This is a genomic window from Paracoccus beibuensis (assembly GCF_026162625.1).
GTDB lineage: Bacteria > Pseudomonadota > Alphaproteobacteria > Rhodobacterales > Rhodobacteraceae > Paracoccus > Paracoccus beibuensis.
The window spans coordinates 1-15,756 of sequence record NZ_JAOTBD010000050.1 but is presented as its reverse complement, the minus strand read 5'-3'; the positions used below and the strand labels follow the sequence as shown (position 1 = coordinate 15,756).

Sequence of the window (15,756 nt, the reverse complement as noted above, 5' to 3'; positions counted from 1 at the left end):
CTGTCGGTATTCTGCTTCATGGCGTGATCTCCCTGGCGTTGCCGCCGCCGGTCGGGTGGGTGAGTGTCCACCTGCAGATCACGCCGCCAGCCAATTTCCACCAGGTCCGAGACACAACCAAGACGCTCTACAATCGCTGGAGACGATGGAGTGGGTGTCTTCGCCCGGATCTTGGAAAGGTTGGCCAGGAAGGCACCGAGAAGAAGGCGATCACGATCGATGCGACCAATCTCAAGACCCACCGCATGACACCAAGCCTGCGGTTGAAAATGGGGCACGGACGACTGATCGGGCGGACCAAGGACGGCATGACCACCAAGCTGCATGCCGTTACCGATGCCGCGGGACGTCCGATCCGCTTCTTCATGACAGCCGGCCGGGTCGGCGACCACACGGGCGCGGCCGCCTTGTTGAGCAGCTTGCCTTCGGCAGAATGGTTACTCGCCGATCGGAGCTACGATGCGGACTGGTTCCGCGACGCTGCAAAACAAGGCAGTCCAGGCCTGCGTCCCCGGCAGAAAGTCCGGAGCAAAGCGCATCCGATACGACACGCGGCGCTATAAGCGCCGCAACTGGATCGAGATCATGTTCGGGCGGCTCAAGGAGTGGAGGCGAGTCGCCACCCGTTACGACAGGTGCCCGAACGCCTTCCTCTCTGCGGCGCCCTCGCCGCAACAGTCATGTTCCGGTTATGAGGCCTGAGCCAAACATCCGCCGCCTGCACCCGGGCGGTCACGACTTCGTCCTGCAGTGCCCACTTGCGGAGCGCGAGTTCCAGCCGCGCGTCGGAACTGTTGCCGGCAGGAAGCTGTTGATCAGGTTCAGAATCGCCTCGGCCTGGGCTTTCGCATACGGATTGGCCGCGGCGTCCCCAGGCGAGGTGGTCCCGGCGGCCCATCGGTTCAGCAGAGTTGCCAGCAGCACGTCCCGATGCCCGAGTGGTTTGCGACACTTCCAGTTGCTTGGCCAGCGGCATCATCTTGACTGCGGCTATGCCGCATTCGATCAGCGTCCGAGAGCCGGCGTCCAACCATCGCTCGCGAGGGCCGCGCCATCCGGTAGAAGATCGAACCTGATCTTCCATCGCACCGAAGCAAGCCACCACCGTCCAGCAAGAATAATGTTTACATCAGATATTCAGAAGACGCACATGCAGTTTTGGGTGAGATAGGTGAACATGCCGTTGCGTCTTGCGAAGCCAACCCGGGAAGGCAGTCAGAGGATCCTGCGCCCGCACCTCCAGCCTTCTCAGCTGAAGAACCCGAGGCTTCGCAATGATCACCAGCAATGACCTCTCCCAAGGATGGGATGTTCCTGGGCCGCTATTTTGCCCATCCCGTGCAACGAGCGAAGGCCGGCGTCGCTGACGATCACCGCGGTTTTGGCGGATGTGTTCGAAAACAGTTTCGGTCTTCACCAACATCCTGGCCTACAAGGGCGAAGTCGTCGCCCGGATGAAAAGGCTGGCTTGCAGATACCGGGGATTTGGTACGGTGGTCATGATCCAGCGGACCGACGGGGAAGGACCAGCCCACCGAAAACCACGGCACCTGTCCCTTGGACAGGTTCTATTCCAACGTGAAATTCCGTCGAAGAATTGTAGGGGGGCGACTATGTCGCGCTGGTCGCAGGCAATCAACAGCAGGTTCAGCGATACGCAGGGGCGAGTTCTGCAAGACGCGGCAGCCAAGACGACCGGCTGCCGCGCAACGTGTCAGCTCTTGCCTGAGACGAACTTGTTGAACCGGCTGGTTCCGCCGTCCTTGGTCTTCTCTTGGTAGAGGAACTCTAGATCGTTATCGTCGAAGATCTGGAAGAATTCATCCCAGTCGATCTGAGTCAGCGAGTCCTCGGGTTCGCCAAAGTCGATGCGCAGGACCCCGCCCTTGCCCCCGGTGTCGACCTTGGCAGGGTGGCCTTCGCGGGCCTCGGCCCATTTTCGGATTTCGTCGTGGTCGCGTGTGGTCGTTGATTCCGTCATTCTCGCCTCCTGTTCGCCGCCCAACGACGAGGGAGGGCCCGATGTTCCCGGCGACATGTCAGCGCGGGATTACGGACATCGAGCCATCCGTTTCCAGAACCACCTGCGCGACATCGGAAAGATCCTTCTGTCCGTTGGCGCGAATGGCGGCGCCGATCTCGTCCTGCGTGACGCGCTGCCGCCGCATGGCGCCTGCCACGTAGCGACCTTCATGGACCAGCAGCGTCGGCTCGGCCTTGATGAGCGACTGAAAGCGCGGCGACCTGACCGACGTCCAGGTGATCGCGTATTGCAGGAAGATCAGCAGCGCGAGGCCCGCCACGCCTTCCGCCAGCGGAACCGAGGCGTTCAGCAGGACCGTCGCCAGGGTCGAGCCGAGCGCCACGGTCACCACAAGGTCGAAGGCATTCATCTTGCTCAGCGTGCGCTTGCCGGACACGCGAAGCATCGCGATCAGCACGACATAGGCGGCGCAACCGACGAAAACGGTGCGGAAAATCCCGCTCCAGTCGTCGAAGAGCATCGGCGGGGTCATGGCGCGATCCGGGCAGGCGTCGACATTGCCTTCCTTTCGTTCGTCAGAAACCGCAACGGACTTCGGGCAGCTCAGGTTCCGGAACGCTCAGCGGTGCGATTTCTCGCTGCGCTTGCCACGGCGACCCGTCTTCACCGGAGTGTTTGCACGATTTTCCTGGTCCAGCTTCCGCCACCGCTCCAGCCGGTCGGGTGACAGCCGGCCATCGGCGACGGCGGCAAGGACTGCACAGCCGGGCTCGTGCGCATGGGTGCAGTCGCGGAACCTGCACTGAGGTGCCAGTTCGGTGATTTCGGCAAACAGGGTCTGCAACCCCCCGGCGGCGTCGCTGACATGCAGCGTCCGCATCCCCGGCGTGTCGATGATCCAACCACCCGTGGCGATGGCGTGCAGCGATCGCGACGTGGTCGTGTGGCGGCCCTTGGCGTCGCTTTCGCGGATTCCGCCCGTAGCCTGCGCCTCGCCCTTAGATTTGTTGGCCAGCGTGTTGAGCAGCGTCGACTTCCCGACCCCGGACGATCCGATCAGCGCGACCGTGCGTCCGGGGCCGCACCACGGCGCCAGCGCACGTGCCGAACAGGGATCCTTCGCGTTCAGCGTCACCACCTGAAGGTCGCGTTGCAGGGCCAGCGCCTGGTCGCGCCACGGCGCGGGATCTGGAACGGCATCGATCTTGGTCAGGACGATCACGGGCTCGGCCCCTGCCTCGTTCACGACGGCCAGATAGCGTTCCAGCCGGGCCGGGTTGAAGTCGTCGTTGCATGAGGTGACGATGAATAGAGTATCGACATTTGCGGCAATCAGCTGGCGCCCGGCCCGATCCTCGGTCCGGCGGCGCAGCACGGTCCTGCGGTCCAGCCGCCGAACCAGCGTTTCGGAGGCCATGTCGCAAATCGCCCAGTCACCGACGGCAAGATCCGACGTTCCGGTATCATGCGGCGGAGCCAGCGTGACCTGCCCGTCCCCGGTCTCGGCCGTCAGGCGGGATCTATGGACGGATGCAACGCGTACCGGCGTCAGGGCATCCTCGCCCGACTGGATCTGGCCGGCAAAGAAGTCCGACCAGCCAAGGGCCGTCAGTCTGTCAGGATCTGTTGATGCATCTTCGGTCACAGGTTCTAGGTGCGACCGGTCGGGGCGGTATGCAAGCCCGCAATCCGCCCTCGCGTGCAGGAAGGTCGCAGCTGATGCCGTGACGCCACTGCTGGATGCGGCGGGCCGACGGGATGCCGGCCGGCCGCAGCGGGTTTCCTCAGGCGGCCTTCCGGGCGTCGAGGTCGCTGACGACAAGGCGCGGGGCCTCTTCGCGGGTATAGTAGCCATACATCTGGTCAAGAACGGCGTCGGCTTCGATGCTGCGCTTGCGGTCGGCAATGCTCAGCGGTCTCTGGTCTGCGGTCATCTTCGGTCTCCGGGTTCGGGTCGTTTCCCTCCCACGCGCGTCAGATATTGTCTGACTGCTCAAAACACCACCGCCCTGACGCAAGGTCAGGGCGGGTGCAGGGCAGCCATGCAGTGGCGGCAACTATCGCGCCGGATCCAACTGCAGCATCCGGTGCTTCTTCTTGCCGACCGAGACCTTGATGCCAGCAGCCAGTGCGCCTGCGTCCAGCGCCACCTGCGGGTCGCTGACCGGCACGTTGTCGATGCGCAGGCCGTTCTCGGCCACAAGGCGCTTGACCTCCTTTCCGCTGGCGACGATCCCGGCACGGACCAGCGCTTGCGCGACGGTCACGCCCTCGGCCTCGGAGGCGGGCAGCAGGGCAATCTCAAGGTCGCCCCCGGCGCCGCCTTCTGCGAAGACCGTGCGGGCGGTCGCCTCGGCGCTGGCGGCGGCATCTGCGCCATGCAGCAGGGTCGTGACCTCGTTGGCCAGGCGGACCTTCGCCTCGTTGATCTCTGCCCCCTGCAGCGCGCCAAGACGGTCGCATTCCTCTACCGGAAGCTCTGTATAGAGCTTGAGGAAACGACCCACATCCGCATCGGTCGTGTTGCGCCAGAACTGCCAGAACTCATAGGGCGACAGCATCTCTCCGTTCAGCCAGACGGCGCCGCCGGCGGACTTGCCCATCTTGCGCCCGTCGCTGGTCGTAAGCAGCGGCGAGGTCAGGCCCCAGATCACCCGGTCGTCCACGCGGCGCGTCAGGTCGATGCCGTTGACGATGTTGCCCCACTGGTCCGACCCGCCCATCTGCAACTGGCAGCCATAGCGGCGGTTCAGCTCAAGAAAGTCGTAGGCCTGCAGGATCATGTAGTTGAATTCGAGGAAGGACAGCGACTGTTCGCGGTCCAGCCGGGACTTCACGGATTCGAAGGACAGCATGCGGTTCACGCTGAAATGCCGCCCGATGTCGCGCAGGAAGGTCAGGTAGTTCAGCCCGTCCAGCCATTCGGCGTTGTTCAGCATGGTGGCGCCATCCGCGCCGTATTCGAGGTAGCGCGCAAAGACCTTCTGCATGCCATCGATATTGGCCTGTATGGCTGCGTCGCCCAGCAGGGGACGCTCATCGCTGCGAAAGGACGGATCGCCCACCTTGGTGGTGCCGCCGCCCATCAGCGTGATCGGGCGGTTGCCGGTCTTCTGGAACCAGCGCAGCATCATGATGTTCAGCAGGTGCCCCACGTGCAGGCTGGCCGCAGTGGCGTCATACCCAATATACGCGGTGACCGGCCCCGCCAGCAGCGCCGTGTCCAGCCCCTCGTGATCCGTGCAGTCGGCCAGATAGCCGCGCTCGGACATGATGCGCAGGAACTCGGACTTGGGCTGGTGGGTCATGGGCTTCATCCTTCTGATCGGCCGCGATATACAGGCTGCGGCCACAAAGGAAAAGCGCGATGATCCGGGCACTGGGGATGATGTCGGGCACCTCTCTGGACGGGGTGGACGCGGCGCTTATCGAGACGGACGGCGTCCGCATCGGCGGCTTCGGCCGCAGCGGGTTCCGGGCCTATGGCGACAATGAATCGGCGGTTCTGCACGGCGCCCTGGGCTCGTGGCCGGATGCGCCCGCCGTTCCGGACGTGGCAAGGCTGGTCGAGGCCAGCCATGCCGACCTTGCGCTGACCTTCCCCGAGGCCGAGGTGATCGGCTTTCACGGGCAGACGTTGGCACATGATCCACGCGGGCGCGGCACGCACCAGGCCGGCAACGGCCACGCGCTTGCGCGGGCCGTGGGACGGCCGGTGATCTGGGACTTTCGGTCCGAGGACGTACGCCGGGGCGGCGAGGGCGCGCCGCTGGTGCCGTTCTTCCATTGGGCCTGCGCCGAATGGGCCGCGGGGCAGGGGAGGCTGCCCCCGGCGCCCGTCGCGTTTCTCAACCTTGGCGGCGTCGGCAATATCAGCTGGGTCGATCCAACGGCATCGGCGCCCGAGGCGCCGGGCGCCTGCCTGGCCTTCGACACTGGCCCCGCAAATGCGCCGCTGAACGACCTGATGCGCCGTCGGCTGCGGCTAGCCAGGGACGAAGGCGGTGCACTGGCGGCATCGGGGCGGCCCGATCCGGAGGTGGTGGCACACCTTCTGGCGCATCCCTATTTTGATCGCCCTGCGCCAAAGTCGCTGGATCGCGACCAGTTCGCGGGACTGCTTCCGGCGGTCGAGGCGTTGCCGGACGCCGACGCGGCGGCCACGCTGGTCGCCGTCGTCGCGGCATCGGTGGCGGCGGGCCTGCGCTGGCTGCCCTCGGCGCCGGCCTGCGTCCTGGTCTGCGGTGGCGGACGGCGCAACGCCGCTATCATGGATGCACTTGCCGACGTGCTGGACGCGCCCGTCCAGCCGGTCGAGGAGATCGGCCTGGACGGTGACATGCTGGAAGCGCAGGCCTTTGGATGGCTTGCGGTCCGGGTGATGCGCGGGCTTCCGATCTCGGGGCCGTTGACGACAGGGGTACCGCAGCCGGTCTGCGGCGGCCGGATCAGCCATCCGCGCACGATTGCATGAGGCGGATGGAACGGTCTTTGCCAGTCGGCGTTGGTCCAGCGAAGACGGCACGATGGCCGTTGACGCAGACAATGAGGCCGAGAATGAAAACTCTGATGATTACCGCTGCCGCACTGGCCCTGGCCGGACCCGCGTTCGCGCAGACCGCCGCCCCGATGACGGAGGACACCACCGCAGTTCAGACCATGCCGGCCGATGGCGCGACTGCCGAAACAATGCCCGCCGACGGCATGGCCACAAGCATGGCGATGTCGGCCGACAATCCCGGTATCTCGGCGTCGTGGTTCGAGGATCGTCCGATCTACACGACGAACCAGCCGTCGACGACGGCATGGGACAACGATGCCGACTGGGGCACCGAGCGTCCGGACGACTGGAACCAGATCGGCGAGGTCGATGACGTCGTGCTCTCTGCTGACGGTCAGGTCATGGGCTATACCGCCGACATCGGCGGCTTCCTGGGCATCGGCGAGCATACTGTCCTTCTGAGCCCGGAGGCCGTCCGCCTGGTCGACTTCGACGAGGCGACGCTCTGGGGTGAAAGTTCGGTCTTCACGACGAACTACACCCAGGAAGAGCTTGAGGCGCTGCCCGAGTTCGACGACGACATGATCCTGGACGACTGATCGTCGCAATCCCAATTCAGGAAAAGGCGCCCTGACAGGGCGCCTTTTTTTCATTCGATGGGACGGGAAAGACGGTGGGAACAACCGGTTGCAAGCTTCGTGACGATTTCGTGGCAAAATCCGAAGATGCGCCCTTGACGGGGGCGCGGCTCGTGCGTAAACCGCCCTCACTCCGGCGGGCGATCGTCCGGGGGATGAGTTGGGCGGTTGTAGCTCAGTTGGTTAGAGTACCGGCCTGTCACGCCGGGGGTCGCGGGTTCGAGCCCCGTCAACCGCGCCACAACTCATCATTCGCCCGAAGAAATGCGCGGTTGTAGCTCAGTTGGTTAGAGTACCGGCCTGTCACGCCGGGGGTCGCGGGTTCGAGCCCCGTCAACCGCGCCATTTCCTCCTCTTCCTTGTCATTTGGTTCCAGATCGGCCACATGCCGGGTGAAGGTGCGCGTTTCGCGCCGATCCGCAGGAGGAAGCGATGAAGGACGTGGCAGAAGCCGGGCAACTGATCGACAGTCTTGGCAAGGCGGCCCGCGCGGCGGCGGTCGAACTGGCGCAGGCGCCATCGGCGGCCAAGTCTTTTGCGTTGACGACTGCGGCCGATGCCGTCTTGGCCCAGACCGACGAGATCCTGGAAGCCAACGCAAAGGATCTGGATTTCGGTCGCCAGAAGGGCCTGTCGGAGGCGATGCTGGACCGGCTGCGGCTGGACGCCGAACGCTTGGCGGGCATCGCGAAAGGTCTCCGAGAGGTGGCGGATCAGCCCGATCCGGTTGGCCAGGTGATCACCGAATGGGACCGCCCGACGGGCCTGCATATCCAGCGCGTCCGGACCCCCATCGGCGTGATCGGCGTCATCTACGAGAGTCGCCCGAACGTGACCGCCGATGCGGGGGCGCTGGCGCTGAAATCCGGCAACGCCGTCATCCTGCGCGGCGGGTCCGAGAGCCTGCATTCGGCAGCCGCCATCCACGCCTGCATGGTGGAGGGCCTGCGCGCCGCAGGTCTGCCCGTCGCTGCGATCCAGATGGTGCCGACCCGCGACCGCGCCGCGGTCAGCGCGATGCTGGGCGCACAGGGCTTGATCGACCTGATCATTCCACGCGGCGGCAAGGGCCTTGTCGGCCTGGTCCAGTCAGAGGCCCGCGTCCCGGTCTTCGCCCACCTGGAAGGGATCTGCCACGTCTATGCGGATGGCGCCGCAGACGTGGAAAAGGCGCGGCGCGTGGTTCTGAACGCCAAGACCCGCCGCACCGGCATCTGCGGCGCGGCCGAGTGCCTGCTGATCGACCGCGCCTTCCTTGCCCGCCACGGCGACGTCCTGATCCGTGATCTTCTGGCGGCCGGTGTCGAGGTCAGGGCAGAGGGACAGCTTGCGGAAACACCCGGCACCACCGCAGCGTCGCCCGAGGATTTCGGCCGAGAGTTCCTCGACATGATCATAGCGGCCAGGCTGGTCGACGGTGTCGAGGGTGCCATCGCCCATATCCGACAATACGGCAGCCAGCACACGGAATCGATCCTGACCGAGGATGACGCGGTCGCCGCCCGATTCTTTGCGGCGCTCGACAGTGCGATCCTGATGCGCAACGCCTCGACCCAGTTCGCCGACGGCGGCGAATTCGGCATGGGCGCCGAAATCGGGATCGCCACCGGCAAGATGCATGCGCGCGGCCCAGTGGGGGCCGAGCAGCTGACCAGCTTCAAGTACCTGGTGACCGGCGACGGGACCATCCGGGCCTAGAACGCGATCTCTCCGCCGGTGCCGTCGAATTCATGGCGGATCCGGCGGCCTTCCGCGGCGGCGGTTTCGGCCAGCAGCGCGAAATGAACCTCGGACGGGGCGAGGGTGCGGCCCGGCGCCCTGTCCAGCCAAGCCCACAGGGTCGGATCGACTTTGCTGCGCTCGCACTCGGCCACCAGCCTCCACGCGGGCGTGTCGCGCAGCACCAGCACGCGGCCGCCCCAGGGCATCGCGCTTTCCAGGCACATCAGCGACAGCATCACCATCCGGACCTCGGTGCGGGCAAAGTCGCCCTCGGCATCCAGCGTGATGCGCAGCTTCCCTTGTGCTGATACGCCGTCCAGCAGCCGCTGCACCTCGGCCCGTCCGACCCGCTGGTCGCCCTGCGCGACGCCGAATGCCATGCGGAACGCCTGGATCCGGCCGCGCGCCGCCGAGACCGCTTCGGCGATCAGCCGCATCTCGGGCGACGAGGCGATGCCAGGGAAGTCGGGTGACATCTCCAATAGTTCGACCCCGTTGCCGATCGCGCCCAAGGGCGAGACGAGGTCGTGGCAAAGCCGCGAGCCCAGCAGCGAGGCCAGATCGCCCGGGGCGATGCGCGTTGATTCCAGCGTCATGAACACTTACCTTCCGTCATGTCCCAAGGAGATGCCATCGTGAACGAGATACTGGAGCCCGGCATGATCGTGCGTCACCCCGGCGCCCCGGAATGGGGCGAGGGGCAGGTGCAATCGCGCATCGGGGACCGCATCACCGTCAACTTTGCCGAAGCGGGCAAGCAGGTCATCGACGGACGACGGGTCGCCCTGCAGATCCTGCGCTTCAACGGCATGTAACCTCCTGCTATAACGGCCGGAATGTGCAATTCCAGGTTGCAATATGCAAGCGGAACCTGCACCGCCCGCCGCAGTCATGTTGCATTGGCGGTTCCCCTTGCCTAGACAGGCGACCAGGAAACGACCCGACCCGAGGCCTTGTGAACCGCGCCGATCCCGCCTTTTTCCAGATCCGGCTTGCGACCGATCCCCGTGATCTGGCCGCGGCGCAGCGGCTGCGGTATCGCGTCTTCGTTGAGGAGCTGGGCGGCACCGGGCCGCTGGTCGATCACGACGCGCGGCTGGAACGCGATGAATTCGACCCGGTCGTGGACCACCTCTGCCTCGTCGACACGCGCCGCGATGCCGAGGCGCTGGACCATGTCATCGGCGTCTATCGCCTGCTGCGCAACGATGTTGCGGCCGGTTTCGGGCGCTTCTACTGCGACAGCGAATACGATCTTGCGCCGCTTCGCGACAGCGGCCGCCCCCTGCTGGAGCTTGGGCGTTCCTGCGTCGATCCTCAACACCGCGGCGGGGCGGCGATGTTCCTGATGTGGAACGCGCTGGCCGACTATGTCCTGGACCACGGGATCGAGATCCTGTTCGGCGTCGCCAGCTTCCACGGCACGGACCCGACGATCCTGGCGCCGTCGCTGTCCTGGCTGCACCACCGCCACCTGGCGCCGCAGAACCTGCGCCCCCGCGCGCGGGCCAAGGGATTCCAGCCGATGGACCTGATCCCCGAGGACCGGCTGGACCGCCGCGAGGCGATGGTCGCCATGCCGGCACTGATCAAGGCCTACCTGCGCCTTGGCGGCATGGTGGGCGAGGGCGCGTTCATCGACCGCGAGTTCAACACGACCGACGTGTTCCTGCTGATGGACACAGCGGCAATGTCGGCCAAGCACAAGCAGTTCTACGAAAGCCGCTGGCAGCCGACATGAGCCCGACCTGGCGCGAGGGGGAGCCGCCGCCGCTGCCGGGGCCGCAGGGGCCGCGCGAATGGCTGCGCGTCGCGCGACGCGGCCTGCCTGCAGTGCTGGTGCTGCTGGTCGGCGTGATCCTGATCCTGCCGCTGCGGGGTGTCGAGAGGCTGTTTTACGGCCGCCGCCGCCCCTGGACAGGTCCGCATGTGCAGATCGTCTGCCGGCTGGTGCTTATCTGCCTCGGGATCGGCTGGCGGCGCGAGGGGGCGCCGATGCAGGGTCCAGGAGCGGTCGTCGCGAACCATTCCAGCTGGCTCGACATCCTGGTTCTGAACGCGGCGACGCCGGTCTTCTTCGTCAGCAAGTCCGAGGTCGCCGGCTGGCCCGGCATCAATATCCTGACGCGCGTGACCGACACGCATTTCGTAACCCGCGACCCGCGCCTGGCCCGCATGCAGGCCGCCGAATTCGCCGCGCGGATCCGCGCGGGTCACCGGCTGCTGTTCTTCCCCGAAGGCACCTCGACCGACGGCCGCCGGGTGCTGCCGTTCAAGGCGACGCTGTTTCAGGGCTTCCTTGACCCGGACCTGCCCGCCGGCCTGGCGATCCAGCCCGTCAGCGCGATCTATCGCGCGCCGCTGGGTCGCGACCCGCGATTCTATGGCTGGTGGTCGGACATGGATCTTGGCCCGCATCTCTTGACGGTGCTGGCGGCAAAACGGCAGGGGAGCGTTGTGGTGCGGCTGCACCAGCCAGTGCCTGTTTCTACGAATTCGCGTAAGTCGTTGGCGTCCAAGACGGAAGAATCCGTGCGTTTGGGCGTTGCTTCAGCTATTGTGGATTCTCGCTGATTTTGGCTTGCCCTGGGTCGTTTCGGCTAGTGTGGATTCATGGTAATTTTGGCTTGCCCTTGGCGGATGGCCACAATATTTAGCGCTTGAATCCAAGAAACCCACCATAGAAAGTGACATCATGCGCTTTGCTGCCCCTATTGCTGAACAGATCTGGGACATGAAATACCGGATGAAGGACGCCGAGGGGCAACCGGTCGACGGCTCGGTCGAGGATAGCTGGCGCCGCGTCGCACGCGATCTGGCGCGGGTCGAGAGCGACCCGGCGGCGTGGGAGGAAAAGTTCTATTCCGCGCTCGAGGACTTCAAGTACCTGCCCGCCGGGCGCATCCTGGCAGGCGCCGGGACCGGCCGTTCGGTGACGCTGTTCAACTGCTTCGTCATGGGCACCGTCCCCGACAGCATGTCCGGCATCTTCGACATGCTGAAGGAAGCCGCGCTGACCATGCAGCAGGGCGGCGGCATCGGCTATGACTTCAGCACGATCCGTCCCCGTGGCGCGGCGGTCAAAGGGGTCGCGGCCGACGCGTCCGGCCCGCTGTCCTTCATGGATGTCTGGGACGCGATGTGCCGCACGATCATGTCGGCGGGCTCGCGCCGTGGCGCAATGATGGCGACCATGCGCTGCGACCACCCCGACGTCGAGCAGTTCATCGAGGCCAAGCAGGACAGCGCCCGCCTGCGCATGTTCAATCTGTCGGTCCTGGTGACCGACGACTTCATGGAAGCCGTCAAGGAAGACGGCCCGTGGGAGCTGAAGTTCGACGGCAAGGTTTATCGGACCGTGCAGGCGCTGGACCTGTGGAACCGGATCATGAAGGCGACCTATGATTTCGCCGAGCCGGGCGTGATCTTCATCGACCGGATCAACAAGGCGAACAACCTGTCCTATGTCGAGACGATCGCCGCCACCAACCCTTGCGGCGAACAGCCGCTGCCGCCCTACGGCGCGTGCCTTCTGGGTTCGATCAACCTGGCGCGGCTGGTGACGAACCCGTTTACCGACGTGGCCGAACTGGATCCAGAGGCGCTGGACGACCTGGTCCGCACCGCGGTCCGAATGATGGACAATGTCGTCGACGCGTCGAAATTTCCGCTGGAGGCGCAGGCCGCAGAGGCCCGGAACAAGCGTCGCATCGGACTGGGCGTCACCGGCCTTGCCGACGCGCTGCTGATGCTGGGCCTGCGCTACGGCGCCGAAGACGCGGTCGCGCAGACCCGCGTCTGGATGAAGGCCATCGCGCGGTCGGCCTACCTGGCTTCGGTCGACCTCGCCAAGGAGAAGGGCGCCTTCCCCTTGTTCGACGCGGACAAGTACCTCGCCTCGGGCTTCATGTCCAAGATGGACGATGATGTCCGTGCGGCGATCGCCGAACACGGCATCCGCAACGCCCTGCTGACCTCGATCGCGCCGACCGGCACGATCAGCCTTTATGCGGGCAACGTCTCGTCGGGGATCGAGCCGGTCTTTGCCTATGCCTACACCCGCAAGGTGCTGCAAAAGGACGGTTCGCGGACCGAGGAAGAGGTCGTCGACTATGCCGTGCAGCTGTGGCGCGACCTCAACGGCGACGCGGAGCTGCCTGATTATTTCGTGAATGCCCAGACGCTGGCGCCCAAGGATCACGTCGCCATGCAGGCGGCGGCGCAGGAATGGGTCGACAGCTCGATCTCGAAGACGATCAACTGCCCCGAGGATATCAGCTTCGAGGAGTTCAAGGACGTCTATCTGGCCGCCTGGGATTTGGGCTGCAAGGGCTGCACGACCTATCGTCCGAATGACGTCACCGGCTCTGTCCTGTCCGTCAGCGAAAAGACCGAGAAGGCGCCCGAGGCCGACAAGGGTGCCGACGTCGTCTATCTGACCGAGCCGCTGGACCGTCCCGCCGCGCTGGAGGGCGCGACCTATAAGCTGAAATGGCCGGGGTCCGAGCACGCGATCTACATCACCATCAATGACATTGTGCAATCGGGGCACCGCCGTCCCTTCGAAATCTTCATCAATTCTAAGAACATGGAGCATTACGCTTGGACGGTCGCGCTGACGCGGATGGTGTCGGCCGTATTCCGCCGTGGCGGTGATGTCAGCTTCGTGGTCGAGGAGCTGAAGGCCGTCTTCGATCCGCGGGGCGGGGCCTGGATGCAAGGGCGCTATGTCCCGTCGATCCTGGCGGCCATCGGCGGCGTGATCGAGCGCCACCTGATCGAGACCGGCTTCCTGGCAGGCGAGGGCATGGGCCTGAAGACCGATCCGAAGGCCGAGGTCATGACTGTGGGCGAAGCTCCTCGCGGCCCGTCCTGCCCCAGCTGCGGCCAGTTCGGCATGCGCATGGTCGAGGGCTGCATGACCTGCCCAAGCTGTGGCCATTCGAAATGTTCATAGCGCCTTAGTAGGACCACTGTGCTGTCCTGACAGGCAAAAGTTTTCCTTTTGCCGCCCATAATTTTTCCTTTCGAAAGGCATAAATTTTCCACCGGCCATTTTTGAGAAGAAAAGGGACTGGGTGGCGAAATCGAGTAAGGCGGCTGGTGACAGCCGCCTTTTCCGTTCAGTCGGCACAGGCGTCTCGCCGGTTGATGCTTCTTGCAAGATGCGCAAAAGTCCCGCGGGACTCGTAGAACAGGGACGATCCACGACATGCGCTACTTGAGCATCAGGCGGCAGATTGAGGGCGCTCTGCCAACGGTCGTCGATCTGCTACGGGCCAGGGGCGAGACTGTTGCACTCCGCGTTCTGACAATGGCTGAGATTGATCTTCAGCATACTGATGACGACAACTGGAATGGTGGCACGTGTTCTGACAGGCAAAAGTTTTCCTTTTGCCGCCCATAATTTGTCCTTTCGAAAGGCATAAGTTTTCCTCCGGCCATTTTTGAGAAGAAAATGGATTGGATGGCGAGATAAAGTAGGGCGGCCGGTGACGGCCGCCCTTTCCGTTCAATCCGCACACGTGTCTCGTTGGTTGATGCTTCCTGCAAGATGCGCAAAAGTAGCGCGGCACTCGTAAAACAGGGACGATCCACGACATGCGCTACTTGAGCACCAGGCGGCAGATTGAGGGTGCCCTGCCGACGGTGGTCGATCTGCTACGAGCAAGGGGCGAGACCGCTGCCCTCCGCGTTCTGACGCTGGCTGAGATTGATCTTCAGCATACCGATGACGACAACTGGAATGGGGGCACGGAACTCTGGACAGCTTTTATCCGGCTGCCCGTCTCATTTTACGTCGAGGTAGAGGACGACCTCAAAAGGATCGTTGATGTAATCAACGCTAATCTGCAGCTCGTTTGCGGAAAGGACGAGGGGTTCTGGGTAGCCGCAACTGTGACGCCTGCCAGGGTCCGTCCGCACGGGTCAGGCGTCTCCGACGGGCGTGTGGGGTCACGCACGCGATCGGCTCTTCTTGACGAACTGAGAGCACGCGGCACCGCATGGTTTGGCGCGTTAGACGAGATTTCGTTTCTCAGCCGCATTTATGATCTAGAGAGCCTTCCGTCGAACGACAGCCGGTTCGGGACTGCTGCGGGCGATATCTGGCAGCACTGCGTGAACAACTCTGACTGGCCGATGGACTGGATTTATAGTGATCCGCGCTTCAAGCTTTACGAGGCGGACCAAGAAGTCCTTCTGAGATTTGCCTGCGAGGTGGTCCACCCAGTAGTGCGGAAGGATCCCACCGAGCAGGCCGCCCTCGTAAACGCGTTCAACGGCCATCTGTCTGCTGACGGGTGGGAGTTGGTTGAGGACCAGGTGATTGATGGAAGGCCTATCTACGTGCCGCAGATGAAGGTGCATGCCTTGGGCATGCCGCTTAACCGGATCAAGGCCGTGGCTGCCACGCTTAACTCGGACACGCTATACGAGGATCTGAGACGGCTTGAGCGTATCGGTGACGCGGAGCCCGGGGAGGCCATCGCGTTGGCAAAGGAGATCGTAGAGGGGTGCTGCAAGCTCATCCTAGACGATCGGAAGGTGCCATACTCAGCGAAAGCCGAGATACCTGACCTACTTAAGTTGCTCCGCAATGAATTAAAGCTAATGCCCGAGGGCATCGACGAGACAGCGAAGGGCGCTTCGGAAATTCGAGACATACTGACGAGTCTGGGTAGGATCGCGCACTCTCTCGCACCATTGAGGAACGCATACGGGAAAGGGCACGGACGGGGCAGGAGCTTCAAGGGGCTGCAGCCACGTCACGCCCGTTTAGCTATCGGGGCGGCTTTGTTGCACAAAGTCTTAAGGGGGATTCAGCTGGCGAATCTGGCGTGGTAGCCGTGCTGCATGAGCAGACCCACGCCGCCGAGCTACAAGACCAAGAACTGGCCAGCGTATAACGA

General features: G+C 64.2%; 14 protein-coding genes, 2 tRNA genes and 1 pseudogene. 11 read left to right on the top strand and 6 right to left on the bottom strand.

The window, feature by feature from the left end; genetic code table 11:
• Positions 1-119: 119 nt before the first annotated feature.
• A pseudogene (locus OC159_RS18375) lies at positions 120-695 on the top strand (IS5 family transposase); the annotation flags it as partial.
• A gap of 1,019 nt (positions 696-1,714) precedes the next feature.
• Here the strand turns inward: OC159_RS18375 and OC159_RS18370 are convergent.
• The 5 genes from OC159_RS18370 to tyrS all read right to left on the bottom strand — a co-directional run bounded on the left by OC159_RS18370 (position 1,715) and on the right by tyrS (position 5,292).
• Positions 1,715-1,981, bottom strand: coding sequence for a hypothetical protein (locus OC159_RS18370; protein WP_265502648.1), 267 nt, complete (start codon positions 1,979-1,981; stop codon positions 1,715-1,717).
• Positions 1,982-2,039: 58 nt separating this feature from the next.
• Positions 2,040-2,516, bottom strand: a complete 477-nt coding sequence (locus tag OC159_RS18365) for a DUF421 domain-containing protein (protein ID WP_265502647.1) — start codon at positions 2,514-2,516, stop codon at positions 2,040-2,042.
• Between the two features lie 87 nt (positions 2,517-2,603).
• Positions 2,604-3,629 carry a ribosome small subunit-dependent GTPase A gene (rsgA, locus tag OC159_RS18360; RefSeq protein ID WP_265502646.1) on the bottom strand — a complete coding sequence of 342 codons (1,026 nt, stop codon included), beginning with the start codon at positions 3,627-3,629 and terminating at the stop codon, positions 2,604-2,606.
• A 139-nt stretch (positions 3,630-3,768) separates the two neighbouring features.
• On the bottom strand, positions 3,769-3,918 hold the full coding sequence (locus OC159_RS18355) for a hypothetical protein (protein ID WP_265502644.1): 150 nt from the start codon (positions 3,916-3,918) through the stop codon (positions 3,769-3,771).
• A 123-nt stretch (positions 3,919-4,041) separates the two neighbouring features.
• Entirely contained in the window at positions 4,042-5,292 is a 1,251-nt protein-coding gene (gene tyrS / locus OC159_RS18350; protein ID WP_265502642.1) for a tyrosine--tRNA ligase, read from the bottom strand.
• A gap of 59 nt (positions 5,293-5,351) precedes the next feature.
• On the opposite strand from tyrS, the gene OC159_RS18345 reads away from it, so the two are divergent.
• From OC159_RS18345 to OC159_RS18325, 5 genes are all read left to right on the top strand, one after another.
• Positions 5,352-6,458 (top strand): anhydro-N-acetylmuramic acid kinase, encoded by a 1,107-nt coding sequence (locus OC159_RS18345; protein ID WP_265502641.1) that lies wholly within the window; start codon positions 5,352-5,354, stop codon positions 6,456-6,458.
• A gap of 83 nt (positions 6,459-6,541) precedes the next feature.
• Entirely contained in the window at positions 6,542-7,084 is a 543-nt protein-coding gene (locus OC159_RS18340; protein ID WP_265502640.1) for a PRC-barrel domain-containing protein, read from the top strand.
• Positions 7,085-7,287: 203 nt separating this feature from the next.
• Positions 7,288-7,364, top strand: a tRNA-Asp gene (locus OC159_RS18335).
• Between the two features lie 27 nt (positions 7,365-7,391).
• A tRNA-Asp gene (locus tag OC159_RS18330) sits at positions 7,392-7,468 on the top strand.
• An 87-nt stretch (positions 7,469-7,555) separates the two neighbouring features.
• The gene (locus OC159_RS18325; RefSeq protein ID WP_265502639.1) at positions 7,556-8,821 is read left to right on the top strand and encodes a glutamate-5-semialdehyde dehydrogenase; all 1,266 of its coding nucleotides are present in this window, start codon (positions 7,556-7,558) and stop codon (positions 8,819-8,821) included.
• Here the strand turns inward: OC159_RS18325 and OC159_RS18320 are convergent.
• Complete coding sequence (locus OC159_RS18320) at positions 8,818-9,441, bottom strand: histidine phosphotransferase family protein (protein WP_265502638.1); 624 nt, start codon at positions 9,439-9,441, stop codon at positions 8,818-8,820. The two genes, OC159_RS18325 and OC159_RS18320, sit on opposite strands and share 4 nt — an antisense overlap.
• 39 nt (positions 9,442-9,480) lie before the next feature.
• Between OC159_RS18320 and OC159_RS18315 the strand changes: the two genes are divergently transcribed.
• The 5 genes from OC159_RS18315 (at position 9,481) to OC159_RS18295 (ending at position 15,691) form a co-directional block, all read left to right on the top strand.
• Positions 9,481-9,660 (top strand): DUF3553 domain-containing protein, encoded by a 180-nt coding sequence (locus tag OC159_RS18315; protein WP_265502637.1) that lies wholly within the window; start codon positions 9,481-9,483, stop codon positions 9,658-9,660.
• A gap of 140 nt (positions 9,661-9,800) precedes the next feature.
• Positions 9,801-10,586 (top strand): GNAT family N-acyltransferase, encoded by a 786-nt coding sequence (locus tag OC159_RS18310; RefSeq protein WP_265502636.1) that lies wholly within the window; start codon positions 9,801-9,803, stop codon positions 10,584-10,586.
• A complete protein-coding gene (locus OC159_RS18305; RefSeq protein WP_265502635.1) occupies positions 10,583-11,419 on the top strand; it encodes a lysophospholipid acyltransferase family protein in 837 nt (278 codons plus the stop codon). Before OC159_RS18310 ends, OC159_RS18305 begins: the two co-directional genes overlap by 4 nt.
• A 118-nt stretch (positions 11,420-11,537) precedes the next feature.
• Positions 11,538-13,802 carry an adenosylcobalamin-dependent ribonucleoside-diphosphate reductase gene (locus tag OC159_RS18300; RefSeq protein ID WP_265502649.1) on the top strand — a complete coding sequence of 755 codons (2,265 nt, stop codon included), beginning with the start codon at positions 11,538-11,540 and terminating at the stop codon, positions 13,800-13,802.
• Positions 13,803-14,446: 644 nt separating this feature from the next.
• Positions 14,447-15,691, top strand: coding sequence for an abortive infection family protein (locus OC159_RS18295; RefSeq protein ID WP_265502634.1), 1,245 nt, complete (start codon positions 14,447-14,449; stop codon positions 15,689-15,691).
• Positions 15,692-15,756 lie beyond the last annotated feature (65 nt).

Coding starts and splice junctions, on each gene's coding strand:
- OC159_RS18305 (WP_265502635.1), top strand. CDS start 10,583: ATGAGCCCGACCTGGCGCGAGGGGGAGCCGCCGCCGCTGCCGGGGCCG.
- tyrS (WP_265502642.1), bottom strand. CDS start 5,292: ATGACCCACCAGCCCAAGTCCGAGTTCCTGCGCATCATGTCCGAGCGC.
- OC159_RS18340 (WP_265502640.1), top strand. CDS start 6,542: ATGAAAACTCTGATGATTACCGCTGCCGCACTGGCCCTGGCCGGACCC.
- OC159_RS18345 (WP_265502641.1), top strand. CDS start 5,352: ATGATCCGGGCACTGGGGATGATGTCGGGCACCTCTCTGGACGGGGTG.
- OC159_RS18320 (WP_265502638.1), bottom strand. CDS start 9,441: ATGACGCTGGAATCAACGCGCATCGCCCCGGGCGATCTGGCCTCGCTG.
- OC159_RS18370 (WP_265502648.1), bottom strand. CDS start 1,981: ATGACGGAATCAACGACCACACGCGACCACGACGAAATCCGAAAATGG.
- OC159_RS18355 (WP_265502644.1), bottom strand. CDS start 3,918: ATGACCGCAGACCAGAGACCGCTGAGCATTGCCGACCGCAAGCGCAGC.
- OC159_RS18325 (WP_265502639.1), top strand. CDS start 7,556: ATGAAGGACGTGGCAGAAGCCGGGCAACTGATCGACAGTCTTGGCAAG.
- OC159_RS18295 (WP_265502634.1), top strand. CDS start 14,447: ATGCGCTACTTGAGCACCAGGCGGCAGATTGAGGGTGCCCTGCCGACG.
- OC159_RS18365 (WP_265502647.1), bottom strand. CDS start 2,516: ATGACCCCGCCGATGCTCTTCGACGACTGGAGCGGGATTTTCCGCACC.